The 17,404-nt window shown below is 60.5% G+C and carries 15 protein-coding genes and 1 tRNA gene; 12 read left to right on the forward strand and 4 right to left on the reverse strand.

The genetic code is table 11. The features are described from left to right. The first annotated feature begins 678 nt into the window (after positions 1 to 678). The 6 genes from AX768_RS10855 (at position 679) to AX768_RS10880 (ending at position 8,321) form a co-directional block, all read left to right on the forward strand. Complete coding sequence (locus AX768_RS10855; RefSeq protein WP_061999960.1) at positions 679 to 4,041, forward strand: Rne/Rng family ribonuclease; 3,363 nt, start codon at positions 679 to 681, stop codon at positions 4,039 to 4,041. A gap of 179 nt (positions 4,042 to 4,220) precedes the next feature. Next, positions 4,221 to 5,330: a GTP 3',8-cyclase MoaA gene (moaA, locus tag AX768_RS10860; protein WP_061999961.1), complete on the forward strand. Its 1,110-nt coding sequence runs from the start codon at positions 4,221 to 4,223 to the stop codon at positions 5,328 to 5,330. A 1-nt stretch (position 5,331) separates the two neighbouring features. After that, a complete protein-coding gene (mobA, locus tag AX768_RS10865; protein ID WP_061999962.1) occupies positions 5,332 to 5,964 on the forward strand; it encodes a molybdenum cofactor guanylyltransferase MobA in 633 nt (210 codons plus the stop codon). A 139-nt stretch (positions 5,965 to 6,103) separates the two neighbouring features. Then, positions 6,104 to 7,411 (forward strand): molybdopterin molybdotransferase MoeA, encoded by a 1,308-nt coding sequence (moeA, locus tag AX768_RS10870; protein ID WP_061999963.1) that lies wholly within the window; start codon positions 6,104 to 6,106, stop codon positions 7,409 to 7,411. Positions 7,412 to 7,527: 116 nt separating this feature from the next. Next, positions 7,528 to 7,803: a hypothetical protein gene (locus AX768_RS10875; protein WP_031363462.1), complete on the forward strand. Its 276-nt coding sequence runs from the start codon at positions 7,528 to 7,530 to the stop codon at positions 7,801 to 7,803. Beyond that, positions 7,803 to 8,321 carry a GNAT family N-acetyltransferase gene (locus AX768_RS10880; RefSeq protein WP_062000933.1) on the forward strand — a complete coding sequence of 173 codons (519 nt, stop codon included), beginning with the start codon at positions 7,803 to 7,805 and terminating at the stop codon, positions 8,319 to 8,321. Before AX768_RS10875 ends, AX768_RS10880 begins: the two co-directional genes overlap by 1 nt. Here the strand turns inward: AX768_RS10880 and AX768_RS10885 are convergent. The 4 genes from AX768_RS10885 to pncB all read right to left on the reverse strand — a co-directional run bounded on the left by AX768_RS10885 (position 8,318) and on the right by pncB (position 13,534). Continuing rightward, a complete protein-coding gene (locus tag AX768_RS10885) occupies positions 8,318 to 9,784 on the reverse strand; it encodes a DNA recombination protein RmuC (RefSeq protein WP_061999964.1) in 1,467 nt (488 codons plus the stop codon). The genes AX768_RS10880 and AX768_RS10885 overlap by 4 nt on opposite strands. Before the next feature lie 2 nt (positions 9,785 to 9,786). Continuing rightward, positions 9,787 to 10,767, reverse strand: coding sequence for a 2-hydroxyacid dehydrogenase (locus AX768_RS10890; protein ID WP_061999965.1), 981 nt, complete (start codon positions 10,765 to 10,767; stop codon positions 9,787 to 9,789). 10 nt (positions 10,768 to 10,777) lie between these two features. Next, positions 10,778 to 12,169 carry a sodium:proton antiporter gene (locus tag AX768_RS10895; RefSeq protein ID WP_061999966.1) on the reverse strand — a complete coding sequence of 464 codons (1,392 nt, stop codon included), beginning with the start codon at positions 12,167 to 12,169 and terminating at the stop codon, positions 10,778 to 10,780. A 174-nt stretch (positions 12,170 to 12,343) separates the two neighbouring features. Continuing rightward, a complete protein-coding gene (gene pncB / locus AX768_RS10900; protein ID WP_061999967.1) occupies positions 12,344 to 13,534 on the reverse strand; it encodes a nicotinate phosphoribosyltransferase in 1,191 nt (396 codons plus the stop codon). Between the two features lie 460 nt (positions 13,535 to 13,994). Here pncB and fdxA point away from each other — a divergent pair, with 460 nt between their 5' ends. From fdxA to kdgD, 6 genes are all read left to right on the forward strand, one after another. Then, on the forward strand, positions 13,995 to 14,318 hold the full coding sequence (gene fdxA, locus AX768_RS10905) for a ferredoxin FdxA (protein WP_061999968.1): 324 nt from the start codon (positions 13,995 to 13,997) through the stop codon (positions 14,316 to 14,318). A 132-nt stretch (positions 14,319 to 14,450) separates the two neighbouring features. Then, a tRNA-Asn gene (locus AX768_RS10910) sits at positions 14,451 to 14,526 on the forward strand. Between the two features lie 259 nt (positions 14,527 to 14,785). Next, the gene (locus AX768_RS10915) at positions 14,786 to 14,986 is read left to right on the forward strand and encodes an antitoxin (RefSeq protein WP_061999969.1); all 201 of its coding nucleotides are present in this window, start codon (positions 14,786 to 14,788) and stop codon (positions 14,984 to 14,986) included. Beyond that, positions 14,983 to 15,375, forward strand: a complete 393-nt coding sequence (locus AX768_RS10920; RefSeq protein WP_061999970.1) for a type II toxin-antitoxin system VapC family toxin — start codon at positions 14,983 to 14,985, stop codon at positions 15,373 to 15,375. The genes AX768_RS10915 and AX768_RS10920 overlap by 4 nt, the downstream gene beginning before the upstream one ends. 103 nt (positions 15,376 to 15,478) lie before the next feature. Further along, positions 15,479 to 16,222, forward strand: a complete 744-nt coding sequence (locus AX768_RS10925) for a FadR/GntR family transcriptional regulator (RefSeq protein ID WP_061999971.1) — start codon at positions 15,479 to 15,481, stop codon at positions 16,220 to 16,222. Between the two features lie 259 nt (positions 16,223 to 16,481). Continuing rightward, positions 16,482 to 17,399 carry a 5-dehydro-4-deoxyglucarate dehydratase gene (kdgD, locus tag AX768_RS10930; protein WP_061999972.1) on the forward strand — a complete coding sequence of 306 codons (918 nt, stop codon included), beginning with the start codon at positions 16,482 to 16,484 and terminating at the stop codon, positions 17,397 to 17,399. Positions 17,400 to 17,404: the final 5 nt, after the last annotated feature.

Here is a 17,404-nt window from a genome sequence, read left to right on the forward strand (position 1 = left end):
AAGGCCGATTTTTATTCGGCTTATTTCCGGATTCGACCCCGGGTATCAGGCAGGTATCGAGACGATATTGGGCGGGTACCAGGTATTGGGTGAACGGAACATCGGCTCTTTGCCGTAGCGAAGAAAACAAGGGTCTGCTGCAAGCTGCGCTGAAACGGGCGAAGCGTGGCGGACATTGTCATAAGGTGAGACACCCAACGCGGTTATCGGGCGCTTCGAGCGCCTGAGAAGCCACAACGGCAGTCTGCCGCAGTTTTGAAGAAAGCCTGGCGGTTTTGCTGGATTGCGCTGCTTGTACATTTTGTTGCGCAGAAAACGCCGGCTGGGAAGAGACTGCTGCAGGATGCATCCGGCTGCTGCTGGCTGCGCTGCCGGCTCCTCGATTCGTTTGACGGACGTCGAGCCGCAGTGCTGTGCCGCTTAAGCCGACAGCCGTCGAATCACGGCGTGTCAAACCTGTTCGCATGTGCCCAGGGCTTTCTGCCTGTCGCGACGCATCTCGTCGCACATTGGTGGCAAAGCCCGCTCCAGGCAATTCTCCGAGCCAGAACTCCCGCTCCAGCGTGCTTTGTGACAACAAACACATAAGCGCGGCGCGCCCGCCCTCCTGCTTCACGCGACTGACAAACGCGCGAATTCGCTCGACGGGGGCCGGCAGAGCCGCTCTGGAGCCGTCCAATGAAACGCATGCTGTTTAACGCGACGCAGCAAGAAGAATTGCGCGTCGCTATCGTCGATGGGCAAAAACTCATCGACATCGACATTGAAACCGCCGGGCGCGAACAGCGCAAAGGCAACATCTACAAGGGAGTCGTCACCCGCATCGAGCCGTCGCTCGAAGCCTGTTTTGTGAACTACGGCGAAGACCGCCATGGTTTCCTGCCGTTCAAGGAAGTTGCCCGCCAGTACTTCAAGGACGGCGTGGACATGCGCTCCGCGCGCATCCAGGACGCGCTGCGCGAAGGCCAGGAACTGATCGTCCAGGTCGAGAAGGAAGAGCGCGGCAACAAGGGCGCGGCCCTGACCACGTTCATTTCGCTCGCCGGACGTTACCTTGTCCTGATGCCGAACAACCCGCGTGGCGGTGGTGTATCGCGCCGGATCGAGGGCGACGAACGCCAGGAATTGCGCGAAACGATGGCCCAGCTCGACTTGCCGGAAGGCATGAGCATCATCGCGCGTACGGCAGGGATCGGCCGCTCGGCTGAAGAACTGCAGTGGGATTTGAACTACCTGATGCAATTGTGGCGCGCGGTGGAAGCGGCGTCGCAAAGCGGCGTAGCCGGCAAGCCGATGCTGATTTATCTCGAATCCAGCCTCGTGATCCGCGCGATCCGCGATTACTTCCAGCCGGATATCGGCGAAATCCTGATCGATACCACCGAGATCCATGATCAGGCCAGCGCCTTCATGGACATCGTGATGCCGGATAACTTGAGCAAAGTTAAACGCTATCACGACGACGTACCCCTCTTCTCCCGTTTCCAGATCGAACACCAGATCGAGACCGCGTATTCGCGCACGGTGCCGTTGCCTTCGGGCGGCGCGATCGTGATCGACCACACGGAAGCGCTGGTTGCCATCGACGTGAACTCGGCCCGCTCGACCAAGGGCGCCGACATCGAGGAAACGGCGACACGCACGAACCTCGAAGCTGCCGACGAAGTCGCGCGCCAGTTGCGCCTGCGCGATCTGGGCGGCTTGATCGTGATCGACTTTATCGATATGGAGTCGGCCAAGAGCCAGCGCGAAGTCGAGCAGCGCCTGAAAGACGCGTTGAAGCACGATCGTGCGCGCGTACAAATGGGCAAGATTTCCCGCTTCGGCTTGATGGAACTGTCGCGTCAGCGCCTGCGTCCGGCGTTGTCCGAAGGCAGCCATGTGACCTGCCCTCGTTGTAACGGCACCGGCCATATCCGTGACACCGAATCGTCCGCGCTGCAAGTGCTGCGGATCATTCAGGAAGAAGCAATGAAGGAAAACACCGCGGCAATTCATTGCCAGGTGCCGGTGGAAGTCACCGCTTTCCTGCTGAACGAAAAGCGTTCGGAAATCAACAAGATCGAGTCGCGTTTCAAGGTCAACGTCGTGTTGATCCCGAACAAGCATCTCGAAACGCCGCACTACAAGCTGGAACGCCTGCGTCACGACGATACACGTCTGGACGAGCCGCGTGCATCGTGGAAGATGGCCGAGGAAGCCGCGCACGAACTGGAATCCGAAACGGGTTACAGCAAGCGCACCGAGGAAGTGAAGCCCAAGCAGGAAGCGATGGTCAAGGGCATCACGCCAGCTTCTCCCGCGCCTAGCGCGCCGGTGAAGGTCGCGGCGGCTCCGGTCGCGGCACCCGCGCCGGTGGCGGCATCGACTGGCGGGTTCATCGGCTGGTTGAAGAACCTGTTTGGCGTGCAGCCGGAAGTGAAGCCGGCGCCGGTGCCAGTCGTCACGCCCGCGCCGGTACGTCCGGCCCGCGGCGATCGGCCGGAACGGTCGGGACAAGGGGGTGACCGGAACCGCAATCGCCGGGGTGGCACCGGATCGCGTGACAGCGCAGCGGCTGTTGCAGGTACGGCAGCAGCCACGCCAGGTACGGCGGGCGGCCGTCAAAACCCGCGCCGCGAGGAACGGGAACCGAAGGAAGCACGCGAACCGCGTGAACCACGTGAAGGCCGTGAGGGTCGCGAACCGCGCGAGCCAAGGGAACCGCGTGGTGGCCGTGAAGGCCGCGAGCCGCGTGAGGCACGCGAAGGCCGCGAGCCGCGCGAACAGCGTGAGCCACGCGAGCCGCGCGAATCGCGTGACAACCGCGAACGTACGGAAGCCGCCGATCGAGGTGAGCGTCGTGACCGTGGCGATCGTCCGGAGCGCGGTGAACGCAAGAAGCCTCAGCCGGAAGCTGCTGTCGAAGCATTGACGCAAGGCGAAACGGTCGTGTCGGAGTTGACGGAAAACACGCAAGCAGGCCAGGAATCCCAGCAAAACGGCAACGCCGACGCATTGCAGGCCGATCAGGCGAGCGCAGCGCGTGAAGGTGAAGAGCGCCGCCGTCGCCGTCGTGGCCGTCGTGGTGGACGCCGCGATCGTGAAGAAGAAGGCGTGACGGTGAATCAGGCTGCGGATATCGCGGAAGGCGAAGGTACGGCTGAAAGTACCGATCCGGAACGCGCTCAAGCCGGCGTATTCGATACCGATGGCGACGACACGCGCGAGTTCGCGCCTGCCGTAGCCAAACCGGCTCAAGCAACCCCGGCGGCTGTAACGGTCGAGCCGGTTGCCGCTGCCGCGGTCGCCGTGACGGAATTGCCGGAGCCGGTTCGCGCCGTGCCGGTCGAAACGGTCGCGCCGGTTTCCATCCCTGCCGCGCAGCCAGTTGCAGAATCGATCGAAGCGAAGCACGCCGAAGCCGAAGGGTTCGTGGTGCAGCACGAGGCGCATGAAGTTCACACGCCGCATGCTGAAACGCCGGCGATCAACGTGTTCGAGAAGCCGGCAGCACCGCGGCCCGTCGAAAACCCGTTTGGTCCGACGCCGAAGGTAGCGGAAGAAAAGCCGGCGAGTCCTTTCATCGATACCCCGAAGGCAGAGGAACCGGTCGTAGCTCAGGCCGCGCCCGAAGCAGCACCGCAAGCCGCTGAAACGCTTGCCCAGCCTGCCGAGCCGCTGAAAACGGCGGCTGTTGCGGCAGCGCCGGAATCGGAAATGGTATCGGCGATTGCGCCGCCTGCGCCCGTGGTGGCGGAAGCGTCTGCACCGGTCGTATCCGAGCCGGTGAAGGCTTTCGAAGCTGTGGAAACGGCTGCGCCCGCCCCGGTTGCTCCGGCGCCCGCGGTTGCCCCGGTCGCGCTGAAGGAAGAAGCCCTCAAGCCGATGCTGGATACGGCGGGTCTCGTCTGGGTGAACACCGACGCCGACAAGCTCCGCGCTGCGCGCGAAGCCGCGGATCAGGTCGAAGCGCCGAAACGCGTCGTGCGGGAGCGCAAGCGCCTGCCGCCGCTCGACGCCGCGCCGATGCAGCAAGTGGAAACGGGTAAGGACGCATAAGCGTCCGACGTTTCGATAAAAGCGCCACACGACTCAGGTCTGTGGCGCTTTTTTATTTTTGCGCGTGCAAAAACCCCATAAAGCACAGCGGCCGACTACTGCTGATCCGCCCTTCCGCTAAAATGGATCGTTGAAAGTTGACAGTAGCCCCGCTGCTGCTTGCGAGAAATAAAACGATCATGTCCCGACGCATCATTCCCGTCACCGATATCACCGCGATCCCGGCCTTCCCGGGAGCCGTGGCGACGCCGACCGGATTGCTTACTGACAGGCTGTCACGCGACTTGCGCGATCTGCGCATCTCGGTGACCGATCGTTGCAATTTCCGTTGCGTGTACTGCATGCCGCGCGAAGTCTTCGATAAAAATTACGAATTCCTGCCGCACAGCGCGCTGCTGTCCTTCGAGGAAATCGAACGGCTGGCGCGGCTGTTTGTCGCCCATGGGGTGGAAAAAATCCGGCTGACCGGCGGCGAACCGCTGCTGCGAAAGAACATCGAATTCCTGATTGAGCGGCTGGCGCTTTTGCGTACGCCCGAAGGCCGGCCGCTCGACATTACGCTGACCACCAACGGTTCTATCCTCGCCCGAAAAGCCAGGTCGCTCAAGGACGCGGGTTTGACCCGTGTCACGGTGAGCCTCGACGCGCTTGACGACGCGTTGTTCCGCCGCATGAACGACGCGGATTTTGCCGTCGCCGATGTGCTCGATGGCATCGAAGCCGCGCACGCCGTAGGCTTGGCACCGCTGAAGGTGAACATGGTCGTCAAGCGCGGCACGAATGACGCGGAAATCGTGCCGATGGCGCGCCATTTCAAGGGCAGCGGCACGGTGCTTCGGTTCATCGAGTATATGGACGTGGGCGCGTCGAATGGCTGGAACATGAACGAAGTGCTGCCATCGGCGGATGTCGTTGCGCGCATTGCCGAGCATTTTCCGTTGCAACCGCTCGAAGCCCACAACGACGCAGAAACCGCTCAACGATGGGGTTACCGGGACGGAAGCGGCGAGATCGGCGTGATCTCCAGCGTGACCCGCGCCTTTTGCGGGACGTGCACACGGGCGAGGTTATCGACGGAAGGCAAGCTGTACTTGTGCCTTTTCGCGACGTCCGGACACGATCTGCGCGCGCTGATTCGCAGCGGCGCGAGTGACGCAGCCGTCGCCACCGCCATAGCCCGGATATGGGAAGCGCGCACCGACCGCTACTCGGAGCTGCGCGGCAGCAATTCCCTGCCGGCCCCCGACCCGGACGCCCGGCGCGTCGAAATGTCGTACATAGGCGGATGACATGACCGAGCCGTCCCGGGATGCCCTTTCGAAGCACGACATCACGGGCGTGGTACTCGCCGGTGGACGCGGGTCACGCATGGGCGGCGTGGATAAAGGCCTGCAGCCGCTGAATCTCGAACCGCTTGCGCTGCACGCGCTGCGCCGGCTCTCGCCGCAATGCGGCGCCATGCTCATCAGCGCAAATCGCAGCCTCGAAATCTATGCGCAACTCGGCATGCCGTTCCGGGCCAAGGTCGTCGTCGATGCATTCCCCGACTTCCCCGGCCCGCTCGCGGGCATGTCGGCGGCGTTGCACGAGGCGCGGACCGACTTCGTGCTTTTCGCGCCCTGCGATGCACCTTTCGTCGATCCTCATCTGGCCGACCGGCTGTCGGAGAAACTGGTTGCCGACAGTGCGGACATCGCCATCGCGACTGTCACGGATTCGGGCGGCGATCGCCATCTGCACCCCGTGTTCGCGCTCCTGAGAACGTCGCTGGCCGACGATCTCGACACGTACATTCGCTCCGGCGAACGTAAAGTCCGCGCGTGGTACGCGCGCCACAAGGCGGTAGAAGTGACCTTCACCGACGAGCGTGCGTTTTACAATGTCAACGATCTGCAGCAGCTAGCCGACCTGGAGCGCAACTAAGCGCCGGTTTGTTTCAGTTTGCTGCGAGCCACCGGCTTGCCAGAGGTCGCGGAAACACCGGCGCATCTCAACACGTCTGCCTCTTCATCCATCCGCCTGCGGGCTTTGCGTCGCGACTCCGCGCTGGTTTTACCCATCGATGAACACACCCAGGCACTTTTCGAGCTGCGTCGCCGAGTACGATCCGAACGCGCTGCCCGTCAGCGCGGCGCAAGACATCGTGCGTCAGTGGGCGTTGCCGCGCGGCTCCGTCGAAGTCGAGCGCGTGCGTCTCTTCGATGCGCTGGATCGTGTGCTGGCCAAGGACGTGATTTCACCCATCAACGTCCCCTCGCACGATAACTCCGCCATGGACGGCTACGCCTTCGATGGCGCAGTGCTGGCGGACGCCGGTCTCGAAGGGCGGATTCAGTTGACCGTTGCCGGGAAGGCGCTCGCTGGACAACCGTTCGAAGGCCGCCCGCTTGCCGCCCAATGCGTGCGGATCATGACGGGCGCGCTGCTTCCGCCCGGCTGCGATACGGTGATTGCGCAGGAACTCGTGCAACGCGCGGGAGACATGGTCGCGTTCGGCACGGCGGGAATCGGGCGCGGCGTGAACCGGCGCCTTGCGGGGGAAGATCTTGCAGAAGGTCAACCGGCGTTGCGTGCAGGACGGATCGTGCGGGCATCGGATATTGGGTTGCTGGCTTCATTGGGTATCGCTGAAGTTACCGTGCAGCGCCGTTTGCGCGTCGCGTTTTTTTCCACCGGCGACGAGTTGCGCTCTGTCGGCGAAACGCTTGAACCGGGTTCCATCTACGATAGCAACCGCTACACGCTTTACGCGATGCTGCGCCGGATGAACGTCGAGCCCGTCGATCTGGGCATAGTCCGTGACGACCGGGCATCGCTTGAAGAAGCCCTGCGACGCGCGACCCGCGAAGCCGACGTCGTCATCAGTTCCGGCGGCGTGTCAGTGGGCGATGCCGACTTCACGCGCGACCTGATGAACACACTCGGCGACGTCGCATTCTGGAAAATCGCGATGCGCCCTGGCCGGCCACTCGCGTTCGGTCGGCTATGGTCGGGCGCGCGTGCCGGCGAGGGCGAATCAGCGTTGTTCTTCGGCTTGCCCGGCAACCCGGTCGCGGTCATGGCGACGTTTTATTTCATCGTGCGGGAAGCGCTGCTCGCCATGTCGGGCGCGGCGCGGCACGCGTTGCCGATGGTATCGGCGATCAGCACGAATCCGCTATCCAAACGTGCCGGCCGCACGGAATTCCAGCGCGGTATTGCAGAGCGCGACAAAGCCGGGCGCTGGCGCGTGGTAACGACCGGGCCGCAAGGCTCGGGAGTGCTGAGTTCAATGAGCGAAGCCAATTGCTTCATTGTCCTCGAGCACGAGGCAGGAGATATCGATGCAGGAGACAGCGTAGATATCCTGCCATTCGACGGCCTGATTTAGTTTCACAGGCTCTTCGACAACCTGCTTCAAGAATCCGGACTGCAACGCCGTCATCCCGTATGCGGCCAACGCCTGGGTTCGAATGCACTGCACTACGACTGACGGGGTTTTCCTTCATGAAAAAACAGATTTCGTTCATCGCACCGGGACAAACCGCCAAAGCGCTGATTCTCGTGTATCTCACATTCAGCGTGCCGATCGTGTTGCTCGGCGTGCTGGTCGCGTTCTTCCGATACGGCTCCGTAGAACTCAGCACCGTGACAAGCGCACTGTTGCTGAACGCGATCCTCGGATTCATCCTGTTGTGGATTGCGTGTCACGCGTACAACTGGGTGGCGTCGCGGTTCGGCGGCATCGAGATCGTGTTGTCCGATGCACCGGAAGAAGCATGATGAGCGCCGCAATCCGTAGCGCCACTCTGCAAGATGTCAGCGCGATCTTCGGGCTCATGCTGGAACTGGCCGAGTTTGAAAAGCTGACGCATTTGTTCGTTGGGACAGAGTCCGGCCTCACCGATGCCCTGTTCGGCGACAAGCCCGCAGCGGAAGCCATGGTCGCGGAAGAAGACGAGGTGATCGTGGGTTATGCCCTCTTCTTCCAGAACTACTCCACGTTCCTTGGCAAGCGCGGGCTTTATCTGGAAGACCTGTATGTCAAACCTGGCATTCGCGGCAGCGGACTTGGCACGAAGATGCTGCGCGCGCTCGCGGCGATTGCGGTGGAGCGTCAGTGCGGCCGCTTCGAATGGACCGTGCTCGACTGGAACCAGAACGCCATCGGTTTCTACGAGAAGATGGGCGCGACCGTGTTGCCGGACTGGCGCATCGTGCGGATTACCGGCGACGCGCTGGCCACCCTCGCTTCGCCTTCTGCCTCGCCTTCTGCCTCGGCGAATGCCCCGGTAAATTAAGCTTCCGGTTCCTCGCGATCATCCGCTTCATGCCCGAGCAGGCTGGCCGCCTGCTCGCCCGGCAACGCTTCTACATCGCGCAGTTTCTTGCTCATCTGACGGGTGCGCGTTTCCGCTGATTCAATCGATCGCGTCACCGCCTCAAGCTGCGAGCGCGTCTTCGAGAGCACTTCCCCGAACTTCCTGAATTCCGTTTTTACCGCGCCGAGCACTTGCCAGACCTCACTGGAACGCTGCTCGATCGCGAGCGTCCGGAAGCCCATTTGCAGGCTGTTGAGCAAAGCGGTCAGCGTGGTCGGGCCCGTCACACTCACGCGATATTCACGCTGCAAGAAATCCGTCAACCCCGGACGGCGCAAGATCTCCGCGTACAAACCTTCAGTAGGCAGGAACAACAACGCAAAGTCCGTGGTGTGCGGCGGCGCGACATACTTCTGCGCGATGGTCTTCGCCTCAGCGCGAATCCGGCCTTCGAGGGCGCGCGATGCCTCTTCCACCGCGACTGGATCTCCGCGATCCTGCGCATCGATAAGACGCTCGTAATCCTCGCGCGGAAATTTCGCATCGATGGGAAGCCATACCGGCGTCGCTACCGCGTTCGCGCCGCTCTGACCGGGGGCGTCGTGTCGGCCGGGCAGCTTGATCGCGAACTCCACGCGGTCGTTGCTCTTTGGAATGGTCGCGACATTCTTCGCGTACTGGTCCGGCGTCAGGAGTTGTTCGAGCAGCGACTCGAGTTGCACTTCGCCCCATGTCCCCCGTGTCTTGACGTTGGTCAGCACTTTCTTCAAGTCGCCGACGCCCGCCGCCAGTGTCTGCATTTCCCCCAATCCGCGATGCACCTGTTCAAGTCTGTCTGACACCAGCTTGAACGATTCGCCAAGCCGCTGTTCCAGCGTAGCGTGGAGTTTTTCATCGACGGTGCGGCGCATTTCTTCGAGCTTCGCCGCGTTGTTCGCTTCGATGTCCTTCAGCCGCGCTTCAAGCGTCATGCGCACCTCGCTCAGACGGCGGTCGTTCGATTCCGACATCTGCGCGAGTTGCAGCGTGAGGGCATCGCCGAAACGCTTGAGCGCCTGACTTTGTTCGTCGCGCGCGTGCTGGCTTTGCTGGACGTTGCTTTCCGTCAAGGCAAGCAACTGCCGCGAGAACGCCTCGAGTTGCGCGTTCTGCACGTTCGACATGCTTGCAAGTTGCGTCGCAAGCGTCTGCTGGAACTGAGCGAACGCTCCGCCCGCTTCCGTGCGCGATGCGCGGGACGTCTCCACCACCTCGCCCCGCACATTGCGTTCGAGCCGCTCCTGGGCGCGTGCGTGGGCTTCGCCCATATCGATAACCCGGTCAGTGAGTGCGTCGAACCGTTCTTCGATATCCGTCTCGCGCTTGGGCCGCAGCAAGAGAATCAGCACGATCACCAGCGTGATCGCAAGGACCGCGACCGCAGCGCTCAACAGCAACAACATTGTCATTTCTTCAGTACTTCCGGATTGATCGGGTTCGGCGGGTTGCCGGCGCGGGGACCTTCGCCTAATGCAGCGATGAGGTTGTCGGCAGCGAGATTCGCCATTGCGCGGCGTGTGGATGCGGTCGCGCTTGCAATATGCGGCGTCAGTACGACGTTCGCCAAACCCAGGAAATCGCGATTGAAATTCGGCTCGCCTTCGAAGACATCGAGGCCCGCTGCAGCGATGGTCTTGTTGCGCAGCGCTTCTATCAACGCGGCGTCATCGACGATTCCGCCTCGCGCGATATTGGTCAGCGTTGCCGTGGGTTTCATGCTCGCGAGTTCCGCCGCGCCGATGGTGTGATGGTTTTCGGCGGTGTACGGCAGCACCAGTACAACGTGATCGGCCTGTTTGAGCAAGTCAGCCTTCGATGCGTGTTCGGCATTCAACTCCGACTCGATCGCCGGCGCGACGCGCGAACGGTTGTGATAGATCACGCGCATGTTGAACCCGCGCGCACGCCGGGCAAGCGCCTGTCCGATGCGGCCCATGCCGATCACGCCCAGCGTCGAACCGTAGACGTCCGCGCCGAGAAACGCATCGTACGACCACGTGCCCCATTTGCCCGCGCGCAGGAAATGCTCGGATTCCGTGATGCGGCGCGCGGCCGCCATCATGAGCGACCAGCCAAAGTCAGCGGTGCTTTCGTTCAGCACGTCAGGCGTGTTCGTGCCGAGCACGCCGTGGGCGTTGAGCGCCTGCATGTCGAAGTTGTTATAGCCGACGGCCATGTTCGACACGACCTTCAAATTCGGTGCGCCTTCAAGGACCTTGGCCGTGACAGGATCGCCCGCGAGCAACGCGCCATCGCGATCGGCCATGCGGCGCGCGAATTCGTCGGCGGGAAGCGGCGCGCCGGTATTGGCATCGACTTCAAAATACTGTCGCAGGCGTTCGATCACGTCCGGGAAGATGGGGCGGGCAACCAGCACTTTCTTCATCGACTTCTCCTTAAAAGAACAACCATCCGGTAAGCAGGTACAAGGGCAGCAACATGACCGATGACCAGCCCAGGTAACCGAAGAAACTGGGCATCACAACGCCGCGAGATTCGGCGATCGCCTTGACCATGAAATTTGGCGCGTTGCCTATGTAACTGTTCGCGCCCATGAAAACGGCACCCGCGGAGATGGCGGCGAGCGTGGTGGCGCCCGTCGTCATCAAGGCCTGTGCGTCGCCGCCGGCGAGGTTGAAGAACACGAGGTAGGTAGGCGCATTATCGAGAAACGATGACAACAACCCCGTCGCCCAGAAGTAAGCAATGTCGATGGGCTTGCCGCTCGAGTCGGTGACGAGATGCACGATGCCAGCAAACGCGCCATCCGCGCCGGCGCGCAGAATAATGATCACCGGTGCAATGGTGATGAAGATGGCGGCGAACAGCTTCGCGACTTCTTCGATAGGCGCCCAGTTGAACGCGTTGCCCTCCCGCGCGCTCTTCGGCGTGAGCTTCAGTGACAGCAACATCACGACGATCAGCAATGCGTCGCGCACCAGGTTCTGCAACGCTACGTGTGTGCCGAATACATCGAATTCGATACCCGGTTTCCACAAGCCGCTCATCAGGACCAGCACGACAACTGCCGCCAGAAGAACGAAATTGATTTTCCCATCGATGCTCAGCGGCGTCTTTTCAGCGGTCTCCGGCAGCATGTCTTCCTTCGCGAAATAGTACCGGTCGAACACATAAAAGAGCGCGAGCAGAATGCCGCAGATGAACAGCGTCGGCTTCGCGAGATGCACGGTAGTCCAGAAGAAGCTGACGCCGTTCAGGAAACCGAGAAACAAGGGCGGATCGCCAAGAGGTGAAAGCGAACCGCCTGCATTGGCAACGAGAAAAATGAAGAACACCACCCGATGCACACGGTGCTTGCGCTTTTCATTTGCGCGCAGCAACGGGCGGATCAGCAGCATTGCTGCGCCCGTGGTTCCCATGATGCTGGCGAGGAAGGTGCCGAGCGCGAGCAGTCCGGTGTTCAACCGGGGCGAACCGCGCAGGTCGCCATTCAGGCATATTCCGCCGGCGACGGTGAAGAGCGCTGTGAGCAGAATGATGAACGGGATATATTCTTCCAGCATCGCGTGGACGAAGGTTGCGAAGGCGGTGTTCGCTCCGAAACCAATGGCAAACGGTACGAGAAAGGCAATCGCCCACGCTGCCGAGATCTTGCCGTAATGACTGTGCCAGGCATGCGGCGCGACCAGCGGCGCAATGGCGATGGAAAGCAGGATGCCCGCAAACGGCAAAGCCCAGAGCGGCGACAACGCGGCGCCATCGAGCGTCGCCGCGGATGCGTCAAGCGGCAGTGCCGCGAGCGCGAGGACCAGCATCAACAAGCGCATATCCCAACTGCGCCGCCCGCGTGATTTCCAGCATGCGGGCGATGGTTTCATGGGTGGGTCCTCGTTGGCAGGTGCGTCGATCAAGGACTTGATTATAACGAGCAGCCCTGCCGCACGACCCTAGACCGAACGGCTAACGCTCAGCCGGGTTGCGTCCGGACGCACGCCCACGAGTTACAGTTCTCCTACCGGCTTGACGATATCGAAAACCTGGCGCAGGTACGCAAGATAAGCCTGGTCTTCGCACATGTTCTTGCCGGGAGAATCGGAGAGCTTGGCGACCGGCTGGCCATTGCAGCGAACCATCTTGATGACGATCTGCAAAGGCTGGTAACCCAGGTCGTTGGTGAGATTCGTACCCACGCCGAACGCGAGCTGGCAACGGCCGCGAAAGCGTTCGTAGAGCTGCAGTACTTTGGGAATGTCGAGTGCGTCCGAGAAAACCAGCACCTTGGTTCGCGGGTCGCATCGGTTCTGCTCGTAGTGACGGATCAGGCGCTCGCCCCAGTCGAACGGATCGCCGGAGTCGTGACGGGCGCCGTCGAAGAGCTTGCAGAAATACATGTCGAAGTCGTTGAGAAACGCCTTCATGCCGTAGACGTCGGAGAGCGCAATGCCCAGATCACCTCTATATTCCTTGGCCCACATCTCGAAGCCGAAGACCTGCGAATCGCGCAGCCGCGGACCGAGCGCCTGGCAAGCCTGCAAGTACTCGTGCGCCATCGTGCCGAGGGGACGAAGGCCGTGCTTCATTGCGTAATAAACGTTGCTCGTGCCGGTGAACTGCTCGCCCAAACCTTCCTTCAGCTTGAGGATGACTTCTTCGTGCCACTTGCCGGAGAACCGGCGGCGCGTGCCATAGTCGGCGATCTTGCACTCGGATACCTCAGGGCTGCCGCCAAGTAACTCGATCTTGTCGCGCAGACGGTCGCGGCCGGTTTCGAAAGTCGGATCGCGCTGCGTGTTGCGGAAATAAACTTCGTTGACGATCGCGAGAACGGGAATCTCGAACAGGATGGTATGCAGCCAGGGGCCGACAATATCGATGTCGATCTCCCCGTTGTTCTTCGCCGACGGCTTGATCGTCACCCGCTTTTCGTTGAGGTGAAAGAGCGCCAGGAAGTCGATGAAATCGCTCTTGATGAAGCGCATCCGCCGAAGGTATTCGAGCTCTTCTTCGGTGAAACGCAACTGGCAGAGCGCGCGCACTTCCTCGCGAATTTCCTCGATATACGGAACGAGATCGACACCTTGCGTACGGCATCGGAACTTGTATTCCGCATGCGCTGCCGGGAAGTGATGCAGGACGACCTGCATCATGGTGAACTTGTAGAGATCGGTATCGAGCAGCGAATGGATGATCATGGTTCCAGACGAACGGCTAGTACAACGGATAGAACCGCCAGGCAAAATCCCGCGGGCAAACGCAAATGGAGGGTCTGTACGGACACGGTCTGTACGGACACGGTCTGTACGGACACGGTCCGACGAAACGCACTGACCAGGCACTGGCTGGTCTGCCCCGGCGGCCTCGAAGAGCATGTTACCCGAAGTGCAAAGCCTGAGCCCCGTGCGCCATGGCGTCGAATCATTTGCCGCACCTTGCGGGAGGCCCGCATACGTCCATAAACAAATCACTAAAGGATATAAGGCCTTCTGGAACGGGGTCGCGCTGAGTTTTACCGGTACGCTACAATATTGGTTTTGGCGCGCGCAATGTGCATAGCCGGGCTGCCCAGCCTAGGAAAGAGACTGAAGGTTCGAGATCGAACCCAGCGTCCGAGTTGCCTCGCCGCCCCCACGAATTTCGCATGCAGGAGCCTGAATGACTCACGTTGTGACCGAAAGCTGCATCAAGTGCCGTTACACCGATTGCGTGGACGTGTGCCCGGTGGACTGCTTCCGCGAAGGTCCCAATTTCCTCTCGATCGACCCGGACGAGTGCATCGACTGCGCTGTGTGCGTGGCTGAATGTCCGGTCAATGCGATCTATGCCGAAGAAGATGTGCCAGGTGATCAGCAGCACTTCATCGAACTGAACGCGGATCTTTCGCGCGCATGGCCCAGTATCACCAAGACCAAGGCACCGCTGCCGGAAGCCGACGATTTCAAGGACGTAAAAGAGAAGCTCGAACTGCTCGAACGTTGATACATAAGCGGCGGTTTGTCGCTCTGTTTAACGCACTCTTTGTTGGTAGGTAAGTTTTTAAATCGAGATGAACGCAGGGTGTTGACAGGCTAGAATCCCCTCCATATAATCTCGTTTCTCTGCTGCAGATGTTCCCCGATAGCTCAGTTGGTAGAGCGCCGGACTGTTAATCCGTAGGTCCCTGGTTCGAGCCCAGGTCGGGGAGCCAAAAAGGTTCCAGACAAAAAGCCCAATCGAAAGATTGGGCTTTTTGCGTTTAGCGCTATGGAATGCACTGCCATAGCGATTTCGCGAAGTAAGTTGCCACTGCTCATATTTCAAGAACGAAATGCGACCTCTAGGGCATGCCAACCGGGAAACTGCCTCTTCTCTCCTAATGAATTTGGTATGTACATTTGATATATCTCATCAAGAGGGGAAGGTTATAAATACTGCTAAAGTATTTTTAGTCTGGCCGATCACAGGCCGTGCGCTTGCCCAAGGAGTTCCGACTGGACGTAGATGAAGTGCGTGTGCGGCGCTACGGCAACGCGATCATCCTCGAACCGATCGCCAATGACTGGTCATGGCTCGAATTCATCGTCGGCCCCGTCGACGAAGACTTTATTCAGGCATCAACTGAGCAGCCGACCGAACAGGACCGCCCAGATCTGGATTTCTTTAAGTGAACTACTTGCTCGACACGAACGCCGTCATTGCGCTCATGAAGGGAAATGGCGGATTTCTCGCTCGGCTGCGACAGCATCGACCGCGCGATTTCGCTATCTCGTCCATCGTCGCAAACGGACTATATTACGGCGCATACAAGAGCCAGAACGCCGCCGAGAACTTGAAGCGTGTTGAGGCGTTGCAATTCGAAGTTCTCGACTTCGATACTGAAGATGCCCGGCACGCAGGGGAAGTGCGCTCGCAACTCGCGTTGGCCGGAACTTCAAGTGGACCGTATGACGCTCTCATCGCCGGACAGGCCCTTGCCCGCGCACTCACACTTGTCATTCGAAATACCCGGGAGTTCCGTCACGTGAGCAAGCTGAACGTTGAGGACTGGGAAAGCTAGGAGACCCAGCGCACCTCATCCAATCTTTAAAATTGGCGGTCGTCAGACAACGGTATAATGTCCGCTTGAATATATCGCCCGACCGACTCAAGGAGCGTTTCTGATGGCCGAACCCCTCGCATCCGTCGCGACACCCCGACGTGCCCGCAACCTGGCGGAGAGCGTGTTCGACTACGTGATCGAACAGATCGAATCGGCCGCCCTGAAACCTGGCGACAAACTGCCGACCGAAGCCAAGCTGATGACCACGCTCGGCGTAAGCCGGACAGTCGTGCGCGAAGGCATTTCGCGATTGCAGGCAAACGAGGTCATCGAAACGCGGCACGGCATTGGGAGTTTCGTGCTGGAACCGCGGCGCGAAAAGCTTGGTATCGACATGGTGCCGGCCACCACCCTGCGCGATGTTCTTTCGGTGCTCGAACTGCGCATCAGTCTTGAGACGGAATGCGCCGGTCTGGCCGCGCAGCGTGCGCAGCCCGAAGACCTCGTGCGCATGCGCGCCGCACTCGATGCAATCGAAGCAACCAGCCGCAATGGCAATGACAGCGTCGCGGCCGACCTCCAGTTCCACATCGCGCTTGCCCGGGCAACGGGCAACCGCTATTTCGTCGATATCCTGACGCAAATGGGCGCGGCGCTGATTCCGCGAAACCGCATCGATTCAGCGGGTATCGCGAAGGCAGATCCGAAAGCGTACATGTCGCTGGTGAATCTCGAACATGAGAGCATTCTGGAAGCGATTGTCCGGCGCGACGCCGAAAGCGCCCGCGCCGCCATGCGCATGCATTTGTCGAATAGCCGGGAGCGCTTGCGGCGCGCCAACCAGGCAGCCGATGTGACCGCCTGACCCACCAAGCTCACCTACCTCGCTCGGAATTTTCAACGAGCGCAGGCAAACTCATCTTGTCTGACGTCGTACTTTGATGGATACTATGCACGCTCGGCGGCAGCAAATACAGCCTGTAAGGTGTCTTCACTACCATATGATCCGGGGGTTAATACCCATACTGCTGACAATCTTATAAATCTTAGAATGTCATCAGACAACGTATGTCGATTAATCTCGTAGCTGCTGGCCGCCTGGAAAAACCAACTCACGACCGAACATGACGACACCTCAAGAACTCAAGAAAATCGTTTCCGAAGGCCTGCTGTCTTTCCCGCTGACCGACTTCGATGAACAAGGCGACTTCCGCGCCGACACTTACGCCGAGCGTCTCGAATGGCTGGCGCCTTACGGCGCAACGGCGCTGTTCGCGGCCGGCGGCACGGGCGAGTTCTTTTCGCTCACGCAAACCGACTATTCGAACGTGATCCGCACGGCGACGGAAACCTGCAAGGGCAAGGTGCCGATCCTGGCCGGCGCCGGTGGCCCGACGCGTGTTGCCATTGCTTATGCGCAGGAAGCCGAGCGGCTGGGCGCGAACGGCATCTTGCTGATGCCGCATTACCTGACGGAAGCGAGCCAGGAAGGGATTGCCGCGCACGTCGAACAGGTGTGCAAGGCGGTGAAGAACATCGGCGTGATCGTCTATAACCGCGCGAATTCCAAGCTGAACGCTGACATGCTCGAGCGTCTCGCCGATTCCTGCCCGAACTTGATCGGCTTCAAGGATGGCGTGGGCGAGATCGAAAACATGGTGACGATCCGTCGTCGCCTGGGTGATCGATTTTCGTATCTCGGTGGCTTGCCGACAGCCGAAGTCTATGCCGAAGCGTATAAGGCGCTGGGCGTGCCGGTGTACTCATCGGCGGTATTCAACTTCATTCCGAAGACGGCGATGGAGTTTTATCGCGCGGTGTCATCGCAGGATCATGTGACGACCGGCCGTCTGCTCGACGAATTCTTCATGCCGTATCTCGCGATCCGCAATCGCAAGGCCGGCTATGCAGTGAGCATTGTGAAAGCGGGCGCGAAGCTCATCGGCCGTAGCGCCGGTCCGGTGCGTGCGCCGTTGACCGATCTGACCGAAGACGAAATGGCGCAACTCGATGTGCTGATCAAGAAGCTCGGCTCGCAGTAATCGTT

Origin of the sequence: Burkholderia sp. PAMC 28687 (assembly GCF_001577465.1) — a bacterium.
Classification (GTDB): Bacteria; Pseudomonadota; Gammaproteobacteria; order Burkholderiales; family Burkholderiaceae; genus Caballeronia.